At 43.5% G+C, this 20174-nt stretch carries 11 protein-coding genes; all 11 read right to left on the reverse strand.

Features of this window, described 5'->3' with window-relative positions:
• Nucleotides 1-22: 22 nt before the first annotated feature.
• The gene (locus DW096_RS18470) at nt 23-793 is read right to left on the reverse strand and encodes a hypothetical protein (protein WP_057281573.1); all 771 of its coding nucleotides are present in this window, start codon (nt 791-793) and stop codon (nt 23-25) included.
• 11 nt (nt 794-804) lie between these two features.
• Nucleotides 805-3525, reverse strand: coding sequence for a sugar-binding domain-containing protein (locus DW096_RS18475; protein ID WP_118931027.1), 2721 nt, complete (start codon nt 3523-3525; stop codon nt 805-807).
• On the reverse strand, nt 3522-5318 hold the full coding sequence (locus tag DW096_RS18480) for a glycoside hydrolase family 2 protein (protein WP_057281575.1): 1797 nt from the start codon (nt 5316-5318) through the stop codon (nt 3522-3524). The genes DW096_RS18475 and DW096_RS18480 overlap by 4 nt, the downstream gene beginning before the upstream one ends.
• 39 nt (nt 5319-5357) lie before the next feature.
• The gene (locus DW096_RS18485) at nt 5358-7352 is read right to left on the reverse strand and encodes a glycoside hydrolase family 97 protein (protein ID WP_057281576.1); all 1995 of its coding nucleotides are present in this window, start codon (nt 7350-7352) and stop codon (nt 5358-5360) included.
• 14 nt (nt 7353-7366) lie between these two features.
• The gene (locus DW096_RS18490) at nt 7367-8659 is read right to left on the reverse strand and encodes an acetylxylan esterase (protein ID WP_057281577.1); all 1293 of its coding nucleotides are present in this window, start codon (nt 8657-8659) and stop codon (nt 7367-7369) included.
• Between the two features lie 13 nt (nt 8660-8672).
• Nucleotides 8673-10736: an alpha-galactosidase gene (locus DW096_RS18495; RefSeq protein WP_087331555.1), complete on the reverse strand. Its 2064-nt coding sequence runs from the start codon at nt 10734-10736 to the stop codon at nt 8673-8675.
• A gap of 47 nt (nt 10737-10783) precedes the next feature.
• Nucleotides 10784-12664 (reverse strand): FAD-dependent oxidoreductase, encoded by a 1881-nt coding sequence (locus DW096_RS18500; protein ID WP_118931025.1) that lies wholly within the window; start codon nt 12662-12664, stop codon nt 10784-10786.
• A 136-nt stretch (nt 12665-12800) separates the two neighbouring features.
• Nucleotides 12801-14531, reverse strand: coding sequence for a RagB/SusD family nutrient uptake outer membrane protein (locus DW096_RS18505; RefSeq protein ID WP_005829812.1), 1731 nt, complete (start codon nt 14529-14531; stop codon nt 12801-12803).
• 14 nt (nt 14532-14545) lie between these two features.
• Nucleotides 14546-17869, reverse strand: a complete 3324-nt coding sequence (locus DW096_RS18510; protein ID WP_005829814.1) for a TonB-dependent receptor — start codon at nt 17867-17869, stop codon at nt 14546-14548.
• A gap of 225 nt (nt 17870-18094) precedes the next feature.
• Nucleotides 18095-19099 (reverse strand): FecR family protein, encoded by a 1005-nt coding sequence (locus DW096_RS18515; RefSeq protein ID WP_005829816.1) that lies wholly within the window; start codon nt 19097-19099, stop codon nt 18095-18097.
• A 53-nt stretch (nt 19100-19152) separates the two neighbouring features.
• On the reverse strand, nt 19153-19734 hold the full coding sequence (locus DW096_RS18520; RefSeq protein WP_005829818.1) for an RNA polymerase sigma factor: 582 nt from the start codon (nt 19732-19734) through the stop codon (nt 19153-19155).
• Nucleotides 19735-20174 lie beyond the last annotated feature (440 nt).

The raw sequence follows: 20174 nt of genomic DNA on the forward strand, positions 1-20174 counted from the left end.
ATAAACAAGTACATGCAAGGGCTTATTTGAAAATAGGCTTATCGGTTAGTGTCATGGAAGCTTGTTCGTTATTTTTTAGTTCAAATACCACTATTTCATTATTACCTGCTATCAGAGCACCGGCAGGTATCTCCAGGGTCTTTTCTGCATATTCTTCCCAGTAGGCACCCAAGTATTGCCCGTTTATCCAGACTTCTCCCATTCCCCAGCCAGACACGTCAAGAAAGGTCTCTTGTGCCGGATTGCTTACTGTGACACAACCTTTACGGAAGCAAGGGATGGAGGAGGTACCTTCTTTGAAAGTTATTCCGGCCACATCGCATTCCTTAATTTCCAATGGGGTCATCTTCCAGCCTTCTAAATCTGTCTTTCCCAATATTATGCTGCCGTAGATACCTTTTGAATTGTCCAGAATTTCAGGGCCATAGGTAATACGTCCGATATTTTCAGTATAGATACTAAGTTTGTGTATACCTATCGGTAGATTGGTTTTCAGACTTTTACTGCTATCTTTTAAATATCCTTGCAGTTTGCCGTCTGCATAGACCACAGCATAATCCCGTACGTTTTCAATAGTTAGTGTGGGATTCTCCTCTTCCACATCAACGGTTGTCTCATAGAGGGCATAGCCAAAATCCATATCCAGTTCATTCATGGGCAGTAAGGCATCATCTTCTACAGTTTCTCCATAAACTTGTTCCAATGGAGCTGTTTGTGACATTTTTATCTCTTGTGCTGCTGCCGGTCCGACCGGCAGCAACAAAAGAGCCCAAAGCAAGAATAATTTCATCATATTTCCTTTATTTATTTCTTTAAGAATGATTCAATGTAGGACTCGTCAACGGTAATTTGTGGAGCGAATTTGTCACTCTTTACGTAGCGGTCAATGCTTTCCAGCAATTGCTGGGTGGCAGGACGTTCGTTGATGTTTTTCTGGGTATCTACGGCCAGTACCAGTAGACTGCCTTTCTTCACTTTTGCTTCGAAACCAATACCGAGCTTTTCATTATTGTCGTAATGGTCTATTACTTGTATGAAAGGCCGCAGTGCTGCCGGAGCATCCTTCATCTCAATAACCTTGGCATTTTCCAGAATGTCCCACCACTGCCAGTCAGTATGGTAGGAAGTTATGAAATGCTCGAATATAGGCTGGTCGTCATGAATCAGACAGCCAATGGTCATAGGAGGCCATTTGAACATTATCGGATTCCAAAAGTGATTGTGGAACACGGATTTACGACCTTTTACTTTGGAAGGTTTGGGGCAGAGTACCACTTTCTTGCCATCGGCAAGGTGTTGTTTTGCTTTTTCATCGAATACTGTGGTGTAGAGCACTTCACTAGTGGACTGCATTAAGTTGCTATGACGGGGATATACCCAGATATCCCAGCTGTTTTTTACGTGTGCAACAGAAAGATGGACCGTCAGCTTCTGTGGTTCAGTGATATTGTCCAATGCATAACTGAAACTGCCAAGTGGAAATACCCCGTTCTTTCCGACAGTTTGTGTTTTCAGTTTTCCGCTCTTAAGGTTTTTACCGTTGCTGTCGGTGATACTCCAATTGATTTTTGCGTTTTTCAATAGGGTAGGTCCATAATTGTATATTTCCGCTTTTCCTTCAAATACTTCATCATTGTAAAGTGCGCGTTTGTCGAAACGGAGCAACGCAACAGTCGGTGCACAGAACTCGCGCCACTTTTCCGGTGTGATGAGCCCTTTGGTATTCCAGAAAGGATCGAGAATGCCTACCGGTGCATATCCTTGTCCGGTAAAATCATTCAGAGACAGTAATTGGAAACCGCCTTTCAGATAAGTGCGCAACTGGGCTTCTATGACATCCTTGTACTCTATGGCGGTCAAGGCTCCAGAAGCACGGAAGAAGTCATGTGCCTGGTCGAGCATGTGGTTCTTGTCCAGCAGTTCACGGAATATCTCGAAATTACGCGCTTGTACGGGGCCGGTGAAGTTCTTTATTTCCTCGAAATTGGGATAGATGCACCGCTGTCCGGATTCATGCGAGATGATGGGCAGGCCTACTCCCAGTTCCTTGTTTTTGTCCCAGTTTGTATAAGGGCGTCCTTCGTAGATGGCCATGTGTCCTTTGGTAGTCTGATGGGTAATGTAGAACTGGTCTGATTTGACACGTGTGCGGGCTGTGGAACCGCTGTATAGACGGCGGTTATCCAACTGGCGGGCCGTGGCGGTAAGCTCTTCTATGAAACTGAAATCGCCGGTAATTTCGTTTCCGTTACAGTAGAGAATGAAGGAAGGGTGATTCCCATATTCTTTCAAGATACCCCGCAGCTCGCGACGGAAGAAATTCCAGCGCTTCTCATCGGGTTGGGCATCTTTACCCCACATCGGCATTTCCACCTCCAGATAGACACCCAGCTTATCTGCCATACGGAACGCAGCGGCAGGAGGACACCAGGAGTGGAAGCGCATATGGTTCATGCCATATTCTTTCAGGATACGGAGTACACGTTCCCAAGAGGCATCGTCCACGGGAGCATAGCCGGTCTTGGGGAACACTGCGTTTTCAACGGTACCGCGCAGGTGTATGGGTTCGCCATTAAGGATGATATGGTCCTCACCGGCCTCTACTTCGCGCATACCGAAAGTTGTGCTTTTCTCATGCGCATAGGATTGGCCCTCTACACTGGAAGTCAACTTACAGTCCAACGTATAAAGATTGGGATGGAACTCATTCCACAAATGGATATCCTTACCCAAAAACATTTCTTCCTCGATATAAGTAATGGAATCGGTCACTGTTACCGGTACTTCCTTTTGTAGTCTATAGTCCTTTCCTGTCACGTGGAAGGATATTTTGCCGCTGGCGGTATGTTCTGTACAGTTGCGGACAGTCATTTTGACTTTGATGCTTTTGTTCTTGATGTCCGGATAGACCTGCATGTCATCTACATAGACCGGGTCTACAGCTACCAGCTTAATTTCGCCCAATACTCCGTTCCAGTTTATTTGGGTAAATTCGGAGTGGGCATGGTCCCATTTATGGGTATCGTACTGGTAGCGGTTGTCTATACAGAAAGTTATCAGTTCTTTTTTGCCTGGATGTAGCCATTGGGTCAGTTCGTGGTTGTGGGGAATACTGATGTAGTCTATTTTACTCACTTCTTCTTTGCCTACATATACCGAACTGAGCCAGTGTGTACGTTCAAAATAGAGGAAAATGCGTTTGCCTTTCCATGCCGCAGGAATTTCTATTTCTCGCTGGTACCATGCGGGGCCCATATATTCGTAGACACGGGTCAGCCTATCCAGGTGGCGGTAAGGAGATTTGTAGCCTATTTTATAGTCATCTGTAATTCCCGGCAGAACGATGCTTTCCTGCAGGCGATGGCAGTAACGTACGTCCAGTGAACCTCTCCGGAAGTCCATGACATCTGTCTGGAATGCCCATTCACCGGACAAGTCCATTTCATTCTTTTCTTGGGCATGCCCGCTCCAGACCATAGAGGTCAGGAGGAGGGCAGCCATGTAGTGTTTTATTTTGTGCTTCATTGTTCTGTTTTCTTTTGGTTATAGTAATCACGCATGATGTACCATGCTTTTTTGCGTTGTCCCTGGTCGGAAACCAGTCCTTTACGGTTCCATTCCCCTCCCTGGTGTGGATGGAAACGGAAGGGAGAACGGAAATCAAAAAGAATCCACGGCGATGTTCCGCGCAGGTTGGGGATATGCTTGAACATTTCCAGATTGTCCTTGTAGAGTTGTGCCTGATAATCCTCACTCCAAGAACTCTTGACTTCCGCGTCGCCATGTTTGCCATAGAGCGCTTCGCCTCCGAACTCGGAAATGAAAAGAGGTTTGCCGGGAGCTACATTCCAGACAGCCTGGTCCGGAGCCAGTGGCCAGTCATGATACCATCCCATATATTTGTTGATGGCTACCATGTCCAGGATGTTGATAATGGAGTCATTCATCTCAAAGTTCCGGCTTTCGCGGTTGAAGCGTACCAAATCGAAGGCGGCCGTAATCAGACGGGTTGAGTCGATGTCCAGGCAACATTGTTTCATGTGTTTCAGAAATTCATTGCGCGGGGTGGAAGTGGCTGTTTCATTGGCAATCCCCCAAAAGGCAACGGAACAACGGTTTTTGTCGCGCATCACCATCTCTTTAATCATTCTGCCTGCTTTCTCACGGGTAGCGGTATTCTTGAAGTCAATCCCTTGCCAGATAGGTATCTCTTCCCATAAAAGGAATCCCATTCTTTCTGCCAGGCGGACAGTATATTCATTTTGTGGATAATGTGCCAGACGAATCATGTTGGCACCCAGCTCTTTGGCTTCGGACAACAGCATTGTTGCGTCCGCTTCTGAGAAGGCACGCCCGCGGCGTTGCGGAATTTCCTCGTGGAAGCTGACACTGCGCAGGAAGATGGGCCGGTCGTTCAGATAGATATCTTCGCCTTTTACATAAAGGTTACGGAAACCAATTTGCTCGTTGAGCCGGTCACTTTCCGAAGTGATGGTCACATCATACAGCTTTGGAGCATCCGGTGACCAACGTTGCAGTTTTTTGGTTTTGATAGTGGCCCGGGCAATTCCGTTGGCATCGGTAGTCATGTTCTGTCTGATGCCCAATTCGGGGATGGCGACTTGCACGTTGATGCCAGGCTTTGCTTCGGATAAGGTTACTTTGGCACGAATCAGGTTGGATTGTACCTTGTCCAACTGGATGAAATGGTCTTTGATGTAACTTTGTGGAACGCTTACCAACATTACATCGCGTGTGATGCCGCCGTAATTCCACCAGTCAAAGGACATGGCAGGGATGGCATCCGTGGTGCGGGTATTGTTGACTTTCACCACCAGGAAGTTGTCCTTTTGCTTTACCTTATCTGTGATTTCCACCTGGAAGGGAGTGAATCCGCCTTCATGACTGGCTATTTTCTCCCCGTTCAGATATATTTTGCTACGGTAACTTACCGCACCGAAATAGAGAAACAAACGTTTGCCGTCAGTCTTTGGGGTATCGAAAGAGCGTCCGTACCATACAGTCCCTTCATAAAATTTCAATTCGGGCATTTGTGAATTGAAATCGGCAGGTACATTCAGGACCAAACCTCCGTCGAAAGAGTATTCGTAAAATTGCTTGTTGTCCTGAGGTTTTCTGTTTTTGTACACCTGCATCCTTTCCCCTTGGTCATAAAGGTCTACAATGGCTCCCCACTTCCCATTCAGTAGCCGGTAGTCGCGTCCGTAAACATTGGACAATAAGTCTTGTGCTTGTGACTTGCCTCCCAGTACAGACACTGTGAGCAAACAAGTAATCATTAATCTTTTAATTCTCATAAATCGTATGTATCAGTTAACGTTTAAAAAGCCTATGGATTATTCTTTGTATATTTTCAATGCGCATCCGCCTCCTTGTGCCATTTTGACGGTCAGTTTACGGGATGCAGGAATGTCTGTGACGGTCTTTTGGTAGTCGGAAGCCAGGCGGTTGGCATTCACTCCGTCATGAAACATTTCCGCTTTCCATCTGCCTGCACCGAGGAAAGAAAGGTCCAGTGTCAGAGTACGTGCATCCCAATTGGTCAGGGAGCCGACATACCAGACATCTCCTTTCCTGCGCGCCATTGTGATGTATTTTCCAATTTCTCCGTTCATGGCTATTGTTTGTTCCCAGACGGTAGGGATGGCAGCGATGAATTCCGTGCATTCTTCTTCACGGTCGTAATTGGTGGGACTGTCGCACAACATGTTCAATGGTGATTCAAATACTACATATTCAGCTAATTGGCGGCAACGGGTTCCCTGGCTCATTGGGGTATCCATTGAGGAGTGGTAACACCGTTTGTTGGCATTGTGCATGGCGCCTTGTGTATAGTCCACCGGTCCGGCCAGCATACGGATGAATGGCATGGTGACATCGTAGGTTACCTGGTCGGTATGGATGTCACTCCACTTCATCTGTTCCAGCCCGTGAACGGCTTCATAGTTGATGACATTGGGATAAGTGCGGTTCAGCCCGGTAGGTTTGTACGTGCCGTGAAAGTCTACCATCAACTTATATTTAGCGGCAATTTCGGCAGCCCGGTAGTGGAAGTCTACCATTTCCTGGTCATCCCTATCCATAAAGTCAATCTTGAATCCTTTGATGCCCATTTCGGAATAGTGCTTGCATACATGTTCCATGTCGCGGGCAAAGGCATGGTAACCTGCCCAAAGGATGAGTCCTACATTCTTTTGCCTGGCATAGGACGTGAGCTTTTTTAAATCAATTTCCGGTACAATTTGGAAAAGGTCAGCCTTGAGGTTGACAGCCCAGCCTTCATCCAGAATCACATACTCGATGCCATGCCGGGAGGCGAAGTCGATATAGTGCATGTATGTTTCATTGTTTATTCCAGCTTCGAAATCCACGCCTTTGATTCCCCAATGGTTCCACCATTCCCAGGCCACTTTGCCCGGACGTATCCATGAGATGTCTTTCATGCGTGATGGAGCAGCCAGCTTATAAACCATATCGTTATCTGCCAGCTCCTTGTCATTTCTTGCCACAACAATGATGCGCCAGGGCAGTTTGGCTTTTGGCTGGCAGGAAGCAATGTAGTTTTCACGCTCTGTGACTAATATTTGCAGTTGGTTATGCCCGCCTTGTTTTTTTGTTTTGGGGACGGCGGCAAAAGCGGAAGTGAGTGCTGTTCCCCCGTTCCTGTTGATGAGGAACATGCCCGGATAGCTCTCCACGTCGGATTCGGCAATACAAAGTTTACGGCCGTTTTCCTGCTCTATTACTACGGGGGTAAACATCAGTCTTTGGGGGTTCAGTCCGGATAGCTCTATATGTGTATAGGTGTTTTCAAAAGAGTTGGAGAACTGGGCTTCTATCGGTTGTTTATCGCCATCTTTTACATAAGGAACAATCGATTTGTAGTCCTTGTTGAAGTTGAAGGCGGCTTCTTCGTTTGTAACTTTGAACGGTCTGTTTCCGGTCGCTGCGAACCGGTATGCCATTCCTTCATTGTACATTCTGAAAATGAGGTTGAAATGTTCCCGGAAACTTAACGTCATTTCATTATAGACATCCTTTACTTCACTGCGTTTGTAGAAAGGAGAGGGAATCACCTCATTTGCCTGGCGATGGCTGACTCTCTTAAGATGGGAGCCGTTGCCCCAGACTGTCCCATTATCCAGATGTACTGATAAGGGAGAGGGGGCTACCAATGTATGCCCTTCTTCCGTCAGCTCGTAAGTGATCCGGTCACCTATATATAAGGTAACCTCCAACTTGCCGTCCGGTGAGTTCAGACGATATTCCTTTTGTCCGAACATGTTCGGGATGATGAAAAGCAGTGTTGTAATAAAAAAAAGTATTCTCATGATTCTTATAGTTTTTATTTGTTTTGTTGAAAGAAATCAGCGACCCATTTCCATGCGGCTGCCCATTGTTCTGGGTAGGCATAATGAGCCGTTTCTTCGGATACTAATATTTGTTTGGGTGCTTGAATTACATTGTAGGCAGAATAGGTAGTAGTGGGTGGACAGACCATATCATTATATCCGAATGAGTAGAATCCGGGAACTTTTATTTGGCGTGCAAAATTAACTGCGTCATAATAACGTGCTGTATTTGCCTTTTCTGCAGTCTGATTTTCTTGCTTGTTAAACATGTGTGGCCATCCTCCGGCACGGTTATGTATATAGCCGACCATGTCACAAAGAGCAGGGTAAAAGGCTACCAGTCCTTTGACACGTGAATCAAGTCCAGCTGTCACGATGGACAATCCTCCTCCTTGGCTACTGCCGAATGTTATCAAATTGCTCCCATCGAATTGTGGTAGGGAATAAATAAAGTCAATGGCACGTACACAGCCTAGATATACACGTTTATAATAGTATTTATCCCGATTATCCAGATTGAACGTGTGGTACCCTTTTAATGCTCCCATATAGAGATTGGTATATACCGGTCCTGACATGTTGACCGGAATACCGTGTATTCCTATTTCGAAAACAATCCAGCCATTGGCAGCATGTTCCACATCTCCGGCATAAGAACGTATTCCTGCACCTGGTAGCTTTAAAACTGCGGGATATCGACCTTTTGCTTTAGGCATAGCCAGCATGCCGTATAAGCGTGTATGGGATTCATAATTCTGTATATTCACATGGAATACATTCACTTTCTCTGTACAACGTTCGGGTACAAGGGTCATTTGTACATCCATTGGTGTCTTTTGAGCCTGGAGTTTTGCTGTTTCCCAGAAATTTAGAAAGTCTTCGGGCAATGATGTGATAGGTTTTAATTTTTCTGGATTGATTCCAACGGTTACTATCCCTTGGTATTCACGTCCTCCATATTTAACAAAGGCTTGGCAACGGAGAAAGCCAGGTTTTTCCATTGTTTTGGCTTCCACCGTGGCTGTCCCTTTTTCAGCTTGCAATATGCCTTCTTTGTGAGGCTTCATCATATCTTCTGAAATCTGGTACCGAATTTCTGTGTCAGGAATTGGTACGTTGTTTTTCAGTACCGTAATGCTGAATTTTATTTTTTCGCCTGGCTTATATAGCCAGTCTGTATGATTGGGAGTGATCTGTATCCGAATCAGCCGTTCGGCAGGTTGTCCGAAGGCTCGGTAAAACAGCATCAAGAAGGCGATTAAGAGTATACTCCTTGTGATTTTCATGTCAGTCTTTATTTTAGCGTTTGTTTTTAATTTCATACTTGTAGACAACATAGTCATTGATTGATGGCAGAGAGATTTCCAGCCTTCCTTTCTTTCCGGTTACTGCTGTCATAGCTTTGCCGTGTCCCATCAGTGGGGTACATCTTACAGTGACACCTTCTGGCAGCCAGGTTTCGACTTCTGCAGTCCCTTCTGGATGATTTTCACGGTACACAATCAAGTATCCTCTATCTTTCTTTAGAGACTGGAAGCCGGTCCAAGAGCGTCCCGACGGTTCATCTCCTATGGGTAGGATAGTGCCGGAATGCATGTCATGCTGAAATTTCTTGTAGGCTTCTGTATGTTCCCGTAATGTAAATGCTTCCTCGGGTAGATTGGTACCTTCCATCCAGGCAAGCGGCTGTCCTGCTAAAGTCGTAGCAAACAGATATTCAAATGAATAGTTTTCCGGAGCGAAGACTTCTCCTTTATATTTATCCGTATTTCTCCATTTGTTCAGGAACTCTATTTGCAGCTTTTCTGCCGGAACATATTTGGAAAGCATCCAGAGGTTACGCAAAGTCCAGTAAGGATAGTAGTTCTGCCAGTCGGTATAACGGTTTTCCAGAAAGATATTTCCATATTCATTGAACATGTGGTAGCCTCCGCGGCGGCTGGCTGTCGCATCAAGGTTGAAAATCACTTCCTCGTCCGTCTCTTCCAGCACTTTGTTGAATAAGCGGTGCAGGTTTGTTTCGGCTTCTTTACTGGGAATGGTGAGCCCGTCTATCTTGAATACTTTGATGCCGTATTCGCGATAGAGGCTGATGAGTGCTTGCGCATCTTTCTGCCAATCGGCAAAATCATTTTGTATGCTGGGATTGAACCAAAGACCGATTTCAATACCTAATTCCTTGCCACGTTTTACGATGGGATGCAAACCACGTGGATACTTTTGCGGATCGGGTTTCCAGTAGTCTTTATTGTTCCAAATGTTCTTGAATGAACCGCGGGCTACAGCTGAATTAGGGCTTTTACCTATTTGCCAGCCATCATCAATCTGGAAATGGGTGATTCCCAGACGGGCGGCGCGTTCCAGTTCTTTCAAACAGAAGGATTCGTTTACTTTTGAGTCCTGGCTACGGTCTCCCCAGGTGTTCATCATAATCATCTCGTCGCGGTCGGCCCGGTAAGTACGTATATTCTTCTGATATGAACGAAGCGCTTGTAGTCGGCTCAGTTCATCTTCTCCGTATATTCCCAATACGCATCCGTATGTTTTGGTCCAACGGTCGGGAGTCACGTCTTTCTCGGTAATGCCCAGGCCGGTTACTGTAAACTTCCCGAAATCAGTCAGAAAATCCTTTCCTTGATAGGCTAATTGTACCGAAGAGCAGGGAGCCTCTTTTAAAAAGAAGATGCCACAGTTGTCCTCGCCATTAAAGGCAAACAGCAGATTGCCGCGATATCCCAGTTTGCGATAGGAAATAATCTCTTTCTCGAAAACCAGGTTGTTGTGCCAGTCGGTCACATCGGAAAATTCCACGCTGCGAGCGTGCCAATGTTGTCCTTGGAAATGGAACTGGTCTAGTACAGCGGTTACTTCTTTAGATTTCATGTCTTCGGCGAATTCAATATTCTTCCGGTCGGCTGCACTAACTTCTCTGCCTCCGAAAATACTGTTTACTGTTCCTCTTAAATAGGTGTCGCAGGCTATGGCTGGACAATCATCATAAATACGATATACCCGTTTTATATCTAGCTTCTCCAGGCTGAAAGAAACTTCTACTTTCAGATAAGCGGGAAATATTTTAGTCTCTTTTACGGGAACTACTTTGAGTGAACCGTTTGATGGTTGCGGCAAATTTTTCGTTACTCTGAAATCTGGAGTAAGGCTGTGGTTCTTCCATGATTTTCCATTACTCTTGTCGGTCAGACGGTAAGTTATGATATTTCCCCCGTTCCACAAAAAGGTACGTTCGACCAAGCTGTTTCCGATGGTTAAAGTGTCATTTTTCAGACGGCCGTAACAAGTATCTTGTGCGTGTAACGAATATCCTCCGAAAAGGACAAATAATAATGTTAGAATATTTTTCATGATATGCGTGTTTTATTAATACTTAAATTGTAGTATCAACGTGTTTCTTACTTCTTGTTTTTTTCAATGATAAATATACGAGGCTCTTTTAATAATTTTTGTTCATTGAACTTCTGATTATCGGGAATCCCTTCTTTTTTTCCTACTCCCTCTTTCATCAGTGCTTTCAATTCCGGTAGGTGTTTCTGATATACTCCTCTCGGAGTGGTGTTGTACTTTTTACATAAGGAAGCCGCCATCCCGACAACTTCGCCCATCATTCCGGTGGTACGCATTACGCGGACAGTGCCCAGTGCCACATGGGTAACACTGATATTGCGGCCCGCCATAAAAAGATTCTCGATATTTCTGGAATATAGGCAGCGATAGGGCACTGCATAAGGATATATATGGATGTGTTTGGTTGCTGCTTTGAAAGGCGCATCAGGAAAGTGTGATGCATTGAGCGAATCCGGGAAATGCAGGTCGATGCTCCAGGTTGTGACGAAGGAGGCATCTTCGTGATAGACATTTTTATCTATATCATCTTGCTTTAGAATATAATCGCCCAACAATCGGCGTGACTCGCGTTTTCCGGCAATATAGGCTACCCAGTCCAATGCGCGGTTCTTATATTTCTTGTTGTCCTTTAATTCATTTTTCAGAAAACTCCAATTAGAATAGATGACCATTAAGCCATAATCACGTATACGTTCGAAGTCGTCGATTTGATTGAAGTTCATGCCGGTTTCCCATTTCCATTCACCCATCGTCACTTTTTCGCAATTTTTTTCATTGAATTGCAGACCGTACGAGAAAATAGGGAAACGGGTAGGTTTACCTTTGTCTGCAGAGTACCATTGTACGGATGAACCCATTGTCATTTTGTCCGGTTGAATTGGTGCCAGCTCTTCTCCGTATTCGGCACGGGATTCGCGTCCCATGTTGTAGTCTGCACCGGCCAGATACCCGATGGTGCCGTCTCCGGTACAGTCGGAGAACAATGGTGCTTTCAGTTCCACTTCTTTTCCATTCTCTATATGCTTGATGATGACAGATTCTATTCTGTTGCCATCGGTCTTTACAGATATGGCACGGTAGTTGGCATAAAGGGTGATATTCTTTTCATTGGCGATAAAAAGCTCCTTCTTTTCATCTTCATAGTTTGCGGCAGGTTTGGCATTTCCTTCTTTAGAATGTCCGAATTCTCTTATCATACGTCCCAGTCCGGAATTGGGGCCTACTCCGATATTGCCCCCTAAGTGAACCCTGACTTCAGAGCTATTATTGCCGCCAAGTACTGGGCGGTCGTTGATTAATGCCACTTTGCATCCCAATCTGGAAGCGGTTGCGGCTGCACACATACCGGCTATACCGCCACCAGTTACAATCACATCATAGGAGTATTGCTCCGGTTCGGCTGGAATATCCAGCATCTTTTTACGGAAATCTGTCAGTTGTACAGTTTCGTTAGGAGGTAGTTGCTCTTTTTCTGTTGTAAAATAAATAGCATCGCAACGGCCATTGAAACCGGTCAAGTCTTTTAATGTTAGATTACTATTCCCAGCCTTTACTGAAATTTTTCCGGCGGGTTGCCACATCCATTGGTTGCCTTCATCCCCTAAAACTATAGGCAGCTTTTTATTACCGATTTTTAGAGTGAACTTTCCTGGTCCTTTGCCATCATGCCAGGGAGAAGTCCAGTTATAGGTACGTACATATACATAATATGTACCGCTCTCGGGAAAAGATATGGTAGTGGAAGCATCCTCAACCGGGATCCCCATTCCATGAGCCATTAGATAGGGTGACCCCATAAGGTCCATGAATTGCTGGTCTACTACCCATCCTCCTTTTTGGTCAAAGCTTTCTGCTTCTATCAATAGATTGGAGGCTGTGATAAGCTGGCTACAGAACAGTAGACTTAAAATCAATATAATTCTTCTCATAAATATGCGGTTCTTTATTTTGTTGTGGAAACGGTATAAAAGGGCTGCCCTGGATTTCTAATTTGCAGGGGCAGTCCTTTCATTACAGTTTGTTTATCCTTTTATTCACAATCTTTTTACCTATAATGTCTAACCGTTAATACCCTGGATTCTGTTTCATGTTTTCATTAATAATGATTTCAGATGTGGGGATTGGCCATAAATACTGCCGTTCGTCCCATTTGCGCTGGGAAAGTACTTGGATTAAGCCTTCTTTTTCCATAGCAGAGAAGTCTGCGATTCCATCTTCATCTATCTGTGGTGTAGTAGGCCAGAACCACAGTCCTTTTGATGTAACTTTGTCTCTTAATATGTCAGCAGGATATAGAATGCCGTAGTTCTTGGTGTTCAGAGCTTTGGTTGCCAATTTCCAACGAATGAGGTCCATGTAGCGGAGTCCTTCTTTAGCAAACTCTACGCGACGTTCCAGTCTGACTGTCTGGCGTAAGGACTTTTGGTCACGTGCTGTTACTGCCGGATATTTGTCTGTTTCAGAAGATTTCACTCCGTATGCTCTGGCACGTACACTATTGATGGCTTCTAATACAGATTCGTCAATCTTGTTCAGTTCAATCATGGCTTCTGCATAAGTCAACAATACTTCTGCGTAACGTATTTCAATATAGTCACTTTCCACTTTTTGTTTGTTATCTACCCAAGAATCGTCAATACCCTTTTTCCATAGCAATGCATTGAATGAGGTGTATTGCGCATTGGCACGGGTATCTTGGTTGGTTACCATTTTACCGGTTTTGTAGTTCATTACTTTTAATGCATCGGGATGAGGATCAAAGTCAAAGCTACAATGGCGGGTTCCAAATTCTACAATGGTGGCAGTACAACGGGGGTCACGGTTCTTGAAAGGATTGTGGGGATCAAAAAGAGGTGACTCGTCAATGGGCAACCCATCTGTACAGAGGAACGAAGCCAACAAGTCCCAAGAGGGTGCATACGAACCGTATCCTCCAGCATTTCTAGGCAGCTCATTTTTTGTGGCAGTAGCATCGTATAGAATGTTGTATTGCACGGAACGTGGGAATACAAGAATGCTTTCTATGGAATTTTTGGTATTCATCAGAAATAAGTCGCTGAAGTCGGGATGTAATTGATAAGCTTGCAAATTCATACACGCTTTAGCTGATTCGGCCGCAAGTTCCCAATCACCCATGTAAAGGGCAAAACGTGCTTTCATGGCTAATGCAGCACCTTTTGTGAAACGTTGTGTCGAGTTACCGGTATAAGATACTGGTAACATAGAAATTGCTTTGTCGAAGTCTTGGTAAATTAAAGGTATAATCTCTTTTTTTGGAGTACGTCCTTTTTGGAAGGCTTCTTCAATGTAAATATTCTTATCTAGCCAGACAACATCACCAAAGAAAGAAACGAGTACTGCATATTTACAAGCTCTTGTAAAGTAAGCTTCTCCTCTGTATTGATTCAATATTTTTTCAGAGACACCAGCCTTTTCGGCGCGCTCAGATTTTTCAAGAAATGTATTGGCCATCGTTATACATTTATAGTTTGATTGCCATTGCTCTACTGGATACCAGTTCTCTGTTCCACCATCACCATTTACTGTACCGTCTAGGAGGTTGCAACGATTCACATTTCTATAGGTGAAGTTGTCGGTGGCTTGTTCCAGAAGTCCCTGGTTCATTTTATTCCAATATCCGATTTTATAGAATTCATTGGCAGCCATCAATAGTTCTTCTTCTGAAGAATACCAGTTTTCAGTGGAGGCCTCAGACAATGGAACTAAGTCCAAGTCATTGCAGGAACTTGCTAAAAATCCAAGTCCTAAAGCTAATATTATAAATTTATGTTTCATTTTTTTTCTTTCTTTTAAAAGTTAACAGATACGCCTAACAATATAGATGTTGTGATAGGATATTCACTTACTCCCATTTCAGGGTCCCATCCTTTCGGATATTTGCTCAAACAGAATAGATCGGAAGCACTGGCATAAATGCGTGCACCTTTGATACCTATTGCGTTCATCCATTCTTTAGGGAATGTATAGCCTAAAGTTATATTTTTGAGACGGAAATAACCTCCGTTGAACAGCCAATAATCTGACATGGCATAGTTGGAACTTTTGTTTACATGGGTTAGACGAGGATATTTGGCAACTGCGTTTTGTTCGTCCGTATTATAAGGACTCCAATAGTTTCCATCAATGATGGCGGGGAAATTCCCGTAATTGTTACGGAATGGTTCTACCATTTCTCTTGCCAAGCGTGCATTTTGTTTTCCGACACCTTGGAATGCCAATGAAAGGTCAAAATTTTTGTAGCCCAAATTGATATTACCACCATATAGGAAATGGGGTAATGAGCTGCCTAGTAATACTCGGTCATATTCAGGAGAAATCTTTCCGTCGGGTACACCGTCAGGACCAGATATGTCTTTGTATTTAATATCGCCCAATTGAGTGTTCTTATCATTGATTTTGGGAGAATTCTTTAAGTCTTCTTCTGTCAGGAAAAGACCATCGCTAACATAGCCATACCACTCATTGAATTCACTGCCTTCCATTTTAACTTTGTCACCGAGGAATTGGGTTCCTTGTAAATCCCCCATTTTGGAGGTGAAGTCAGAGAAGTTAATGGCTATTCCGTAGCTGAAGTCACCGATGTGGTCATTCCAGCTGACATTCAATTCATAACCTTTGGTTGACATTTTGCCGGCATTGACGTCTGGGTCAGAGAATCCTAGAAAATCAGGGATAGCCATTGCTAATAGCATGTCTTTAGTATTTTTCCAGTAATAGTCACCGTTCACACGTAAGCGGTTGTTCAAGAAAGAAATGTCTAACCCAATGTCTGTAGATTCAGTTTTCTCCCATGTTACATTTTCAATGGCATATTTCTGTTGAGATGCAGTTTGGTCAAAATAAATACCGTTGTTTTGATAGAAAATAGTGTTCCCAAATGCAATGGTTGACATATATGGAAAATCGCCAATACGTTCATTACCCAATGCTCCCCATGTAGCTCTAATCTTCAAGAATGACAGCCAGTCCCAATTAAGATTCTTCATGAAATTTTCTTCGCTGAGTACCCAACCGGCAGAGAAGGAAGGGAATGTACCCCATCTGTGTTTCTTTGCAAAACGTGATGAGCCGTCATGACGTATATTAGCCTGGAATAAATATCTGTCGGCATAGCTGTACATGACACGTCCGAAGTAGGAACGATAAGCGTACTCTTTTCCTTTTCCAGAGTTGCCAATTAAATCTTTAGGTCCATTATTGAGGTATGGAAAGTTCGTGAGAACGTAGCCGTCTCTGTCAGCACCTAATTCTTCAATATATTCGTAATAGTTTTCGTAACCTGCCATAAGGTTGATGTCATGTTTTCCGGCAAACTTCTTTGCATAGTTTGCTATTAATTGTGTAGTGACATTGTAGCTGTCATTGCGGGTTTCTGAGAGTTTGGTTGTGTTGTATAGTCCGCTGTTGTCTAAGTATCCCCCTATTGTATTGGGATCATCTGCCAATGTATAGCTGGCTGCTTTCTTGAATGTTTTGAACTTGTCGTAATTAAAGCGAGGAGCAACGATTGCTGAAATTTTAAATCCGTCAAAAGGCTTGAAATCAATAGATGCTTTACCGCCCAATGCTGTGTACCATTTTTCTGTTGTACCACCCAATTTCATCAATCCATAAGGGTTGGCTCCCGATTTGCCTTCAGCTATACGGCCGTCATCCCATACTCCTGCATAAATAGCAGGCATGTAGCGCATCATTCCGAATGGAGTGAATTGCGGCATGTGGTGTTTAGTGCGCTTAACATTGAAGTCCAATGTAGCACTTAACTTTTGGGTAATGTTGAAGTCATTGTTTACACGTAATGTATAGCGTTGGAAATAACGGTCACCGTACAGACCGCCTACTTCATCATACGCCAAGGATGCTTTGGTCTTAACAACCTTGCTACCGCCTGAAAGGTGGATACTGTGACTTTGACGGGTTGCGGATTTCTCAAGAATCAGATCTTGCCAGTCGGTTATAGGATACTGGTTGGGATTGGTTGCATTGTTTTTCACCCAGTTATTAACTTGATCTTCTGAATAGGCTTGGTATTTGCCACCGTCCGGATTATCTGTATATCGTAATTCATTAGCCATTTCCAGAAAACGTTGCACGCCTACAACCTCAGGCTCTGCGGTAGGTATTTCCCAACCGAATTCACCGTTATAGGTCAATGACAGTTCCTTGTCACTGGCTCTTTTGGTGGTGACAAGAATAACGCCGGCAGCGGCACGAGAACCATAGATAGCAGCGGAAGCAGCATCTTTCAATACAGAAATGCTCTCAACGTCGTTGGCATTTACTGAATTGATGTCACCAGGCACTCCATCAACGATAACCAGAGGATCTGAATTCCCGATGGTTGTGATACCACGTACATATATCTTGTCTGCATTTGCACCAGGCGCATTATTGTTACGGGTTACCATTAACCCTGGGATGGTTCCTTGCAAAGCGGTGGAAAGGGAAGTTGTTTTACGGGCGGCTACTTCTGCACCTCCCACAGAACCTACTGCACCGGTCAAGTCTTTCTTTTTTACGGTACCATAACCGATAACAACAACTTCTTCCAAAGTCTTTGAATCTTCTTGCAGCACTACATTGATTGCGTTTTTACCGTTGACAGCAACAGATGCCGGTATATAGCCTACGTAAGAAACGGTTAGAGTAGCTTTCTCCGGCACATCTTCCAATGTATATTCACCGTCAATGTTGGTTATTGTTCCTTGTGTAGAGCCTTTGATAATAACGGAAGCTCCGATAAGCGGCTCATCATTTTCGTCTACGATTCTACCGGTTACTTTCTTTTTAGCACCTACAGATTTGTTGGTTTGCTGGAACAGCAAAATCTGCTTGTTTGCTTTTATTTCAAAGGAGATTTTCGTTCCTTTAAATAATTCTTTCAATACGGCCTCAAGTGAAGCATTTGATACATTTAAATCCTTTTTTGTTTCAAGATTGGGAAGTTTGTCTGTGTAGAATACGTTATAACCGCTAGCTTTTTCAATTTGCGGTATAATCTGCTTGATGGTCTGCTTGTTTACAGATAAACTGATTTGGGCGAAGCTGTTTCCCCAGAAAAACAGGGCACCCAGCAGTACTAAAGACCGCATAATCATTTTGTTTTGTCTCATGTCTAATAATATTAGATTAATTGTTTTTTATTTTGAGAAAGGCGTACCAAAGACCTGCTCTAATAAGATATTAGAGTAACTTATGACGAATTTCTCGTGAATGTTTAAACTAGAATTTTATTTTGCTGCCGAAAGCTGGCAGTTGTGTTTGATGAAGTAAAAAGTTTATAAAATCTATTCCATATTTTCCTTTTTAAGTTAACATAAAGAGTTTATTAAACACTACTAATATATTACGATCGTATTATCAGATTTTATTTTGTAATTAATGCCGCCAGCTTGGCTGATGTATTCTAATACATTATTCAAACTGCTATTCTTGATGATGCCGTGATAAGTATATTGTTTTACTTTCTCGTTTTTGAATATAAATTTGCAATTATACATTCGTGTAAGCATGGTACAAATTTCTTCAAAAGATTCACCGTAGAACGCTAGTTCATTGCTTCTCCATAGCAAATAACTTGCATTAGGATGAAGCTCGCTTTTTTCGAACTGTCCATTGGTCAGGTTGCAAACGAGCCTTTCGTTTGGCTTCATATATGCCTCGTGTCTGCCGTCGTCTACTTTAACCTTTCCACTTATCAGGATTACAGCTACTGATTTATCGTCTTTATGTGCACGTATATTGAAGCTTGTACCTAACGCTTGTACATTGATGCCATTTGCTTTCACGATGAAAGGCTTTTCCTTGTCCTTTGCAACTTCAAAATAGGCCTCTCCTTCCAGGGAGACCATACGTGTTTTCTTGTTGTAAGTGTTGTCATATACAATTCTTGAATCAGAATTGATGTAGACCTTTGTGCCGTCAGCCAAAATGATGTCGGCCTTCTGCCCGTTGGATACGGACATGGTGACTTCTGTATTGGCGTCATCGGCCGGTCGTTTGACTCCTGCATAATAGGCTCCGCTTCCCACTGCCAATATGATGCAGGCAACTGCAGCATAGCGCCCAATCTGACGCAGGAAACGGTTCCTTGTTTTCAGGACCTTCGTTTCCGTGGTGGAACTTGCGTCTATCTGGCTTAAAAGTTCGGTGAACATTTCATTTTGTACGGCTTTGTCCATCGTGTCCGGAGCCAGTGCCCAGCATTGCTGATAGTATGCGGAAAATTTCTGTTGAAAATCCGGTCGCTTAATCCATGATTTCAACTGTACATCTTCTTCAGGGCTGGTCAGTCCTCGAAAGAAACGATCCAAAAGTTCAATATGACTGTCTTTTTTATCCATGTTCTGTAGTATATATCTGTATGCCTGCCAAAACACTCACGGATTTTCGTGCTTTAACAATTATTTAGAAAGTAGAAGGAGAGGAAAAGCATGATGAATTTGCGTAATTCTTCTTTCAGTAGTTTCATAGTACGGTAGAAATGAGCCTCTACGGCACGTTCCGTCAAATCTAGCTGTGAGGCGATTTCCTTGTTGGACAGTTTTCCTGCTCTTTTCAGCTGAAAGACTTCCCGTGAAACTTCTGGCAGGCTTTGCAGAAGTTGCTCTATCTGTTTTTCAATGATGGAGACGTCCATATCCATCGTATCTTCCTCGATAGCCTCTGCTTCTGTTTTCAGCTTGTTTTCTACAAATTTGTTGTGTAATAATCTTCGTTCGGTTTCTTTGTATACCATGTTGCGTGCGATGGTGCATAGATATGCCGGAAAACTTTTCTCGGTATCCAGATTACTGCGTTTTTCCCATATCGTCATGAAGCTGCTTTGGGTGATGTCTTTGGCTAATGATTTGTCATATACGAGAAGGACGATGGTGTTGTACAGCCTGGCACTGTATTTTTCGTACAATGCTTCAAAGGCAAATTTATTGCCTTCTCTCAACTTGGCTACCAATAAAGTATCATTTTCTTTCTGCATATTGATTCATCTTACATTTACGCATTCTGAATGGTAGTGTCTTTGTATAGTAAAGTACTATTCCACATAGACTCTGAAAGAATGAACTACAAAGGTGGTGTTTTTATTATTTATTTAAAAGTTTTTTGCTGAAAATATACTTTGTGTGATTATTATTTAATTCTATATTCCACGATGAAGGAGGATGGCAGAAATAGTCATTTGCAGTATAAGAAGTGGTAAACTGATGGATGGGTTTAGGAACTTATTGTCAATACATTACATTTACAGCGTTGTTACATCCTTATGTAAAAGACGTTACATGCCGGGGAAAGACTCTTTACACACCGGGGTAAAGGCCGTTACACACCGGGGTAAAGGCCGTTACATATCGGGGTAAAGGTAGTTACATCCTGGGGTAAATGTCTTTTCCTGATTTAGCTAGACGCTTTTTCTTTTTA

Origin of the sequence: Bacteroides sp. AM07-18 (assembly GCF_003602695.1) — a bacterium.
GTDB classification, from domain to species: domain Bacteria; phylum Bacteroidota; class Bacteroidia; order Bacteroidales; family Bacteroidaceae; genus Bacteroides; species Bacteroides uniformis.

Excerpts from the sequence above, each read along its gene's own strand:
- DW096_RS18470 (WP_057281573.1), bottom strand. The coding sequence starts at position 793 with ATGATGAAATTATTCTTGCTTTGGGCTCTTTTGTTGCTGCCGGTCGGA.
- DW096_RS18475 (WP_118931027.1), bottom strand. The coding sequence starts at position 3,525 with ATGAAGCACAAAATAAAACACTACATGGCTGCCCTCCTCCTGACCTCT.
- DW096_RS18480 (WP_057281575.1), bottom strand. The coding sequence starts at position 5,318 with ATGAGAATTAAAAGATTAATGATTACTTGTTTGCTCACAGTGTCTGTA.
- DW096_RS18485 (WP_057281576.1), bottom strand. The coding sequence starts at position 7,352 with ATGAGAATACTTTTTTTTATTACAACACTGCTTTTCATCATCCCGAAC.
- DW096_RS18490 (WP_057281577.1), bottom strand. The coding sequence starts at position 8,659 with ATGAAAATCACAAGGAGTATACTCTTAATCGCCTTCTTGATGCTGTTT.
- DW096_RS18495 (WP_087331555.1), bottom strand. The coding sequence starts at position 10,736 with ATGAAAAATATTCTAACATTATTATTTGTCCTTTTCGGAGGATATTCG.
- DW096_RS18500 (WP_118931025.1), bottom strand. The coding sequence starts at position 12,664 with ATGAGAAGAATTATATTGATTTTAAGTCTACTGTTCTGTAGCCAGCTT.
- DW096_RS18505 (WP_005829812.1), bottom strand. The coding sequence starts at position 14,531 with ATGAAACATAAATTTATAATATTAGCTTTAGGACTTGGATTTTTAGCA.
- DW096_RS18510 (WP_005829814.1), bottom strand. The coding sequence starts at position 17,869 with ATGAGACAAAACAAAATGATTATGCGGTCTTTAGTACTGCTGGGTGCC.
- DW096_RS18515 (WP_005829816.1), bottom strand. The coding sequence starts at position 19,099 with ATGGATAAAAAAGACAGTCATATTGAACTTTTGGATCGTTTCTTTCGA.
- DW096_RS18520 (WP_005829818.1), bottom strand. The coding sequence starts at position 19,734 with ATGCAGAAAGAAAATGATACTTTATTGGTAGCCAAGTTGAGAGAAGGC.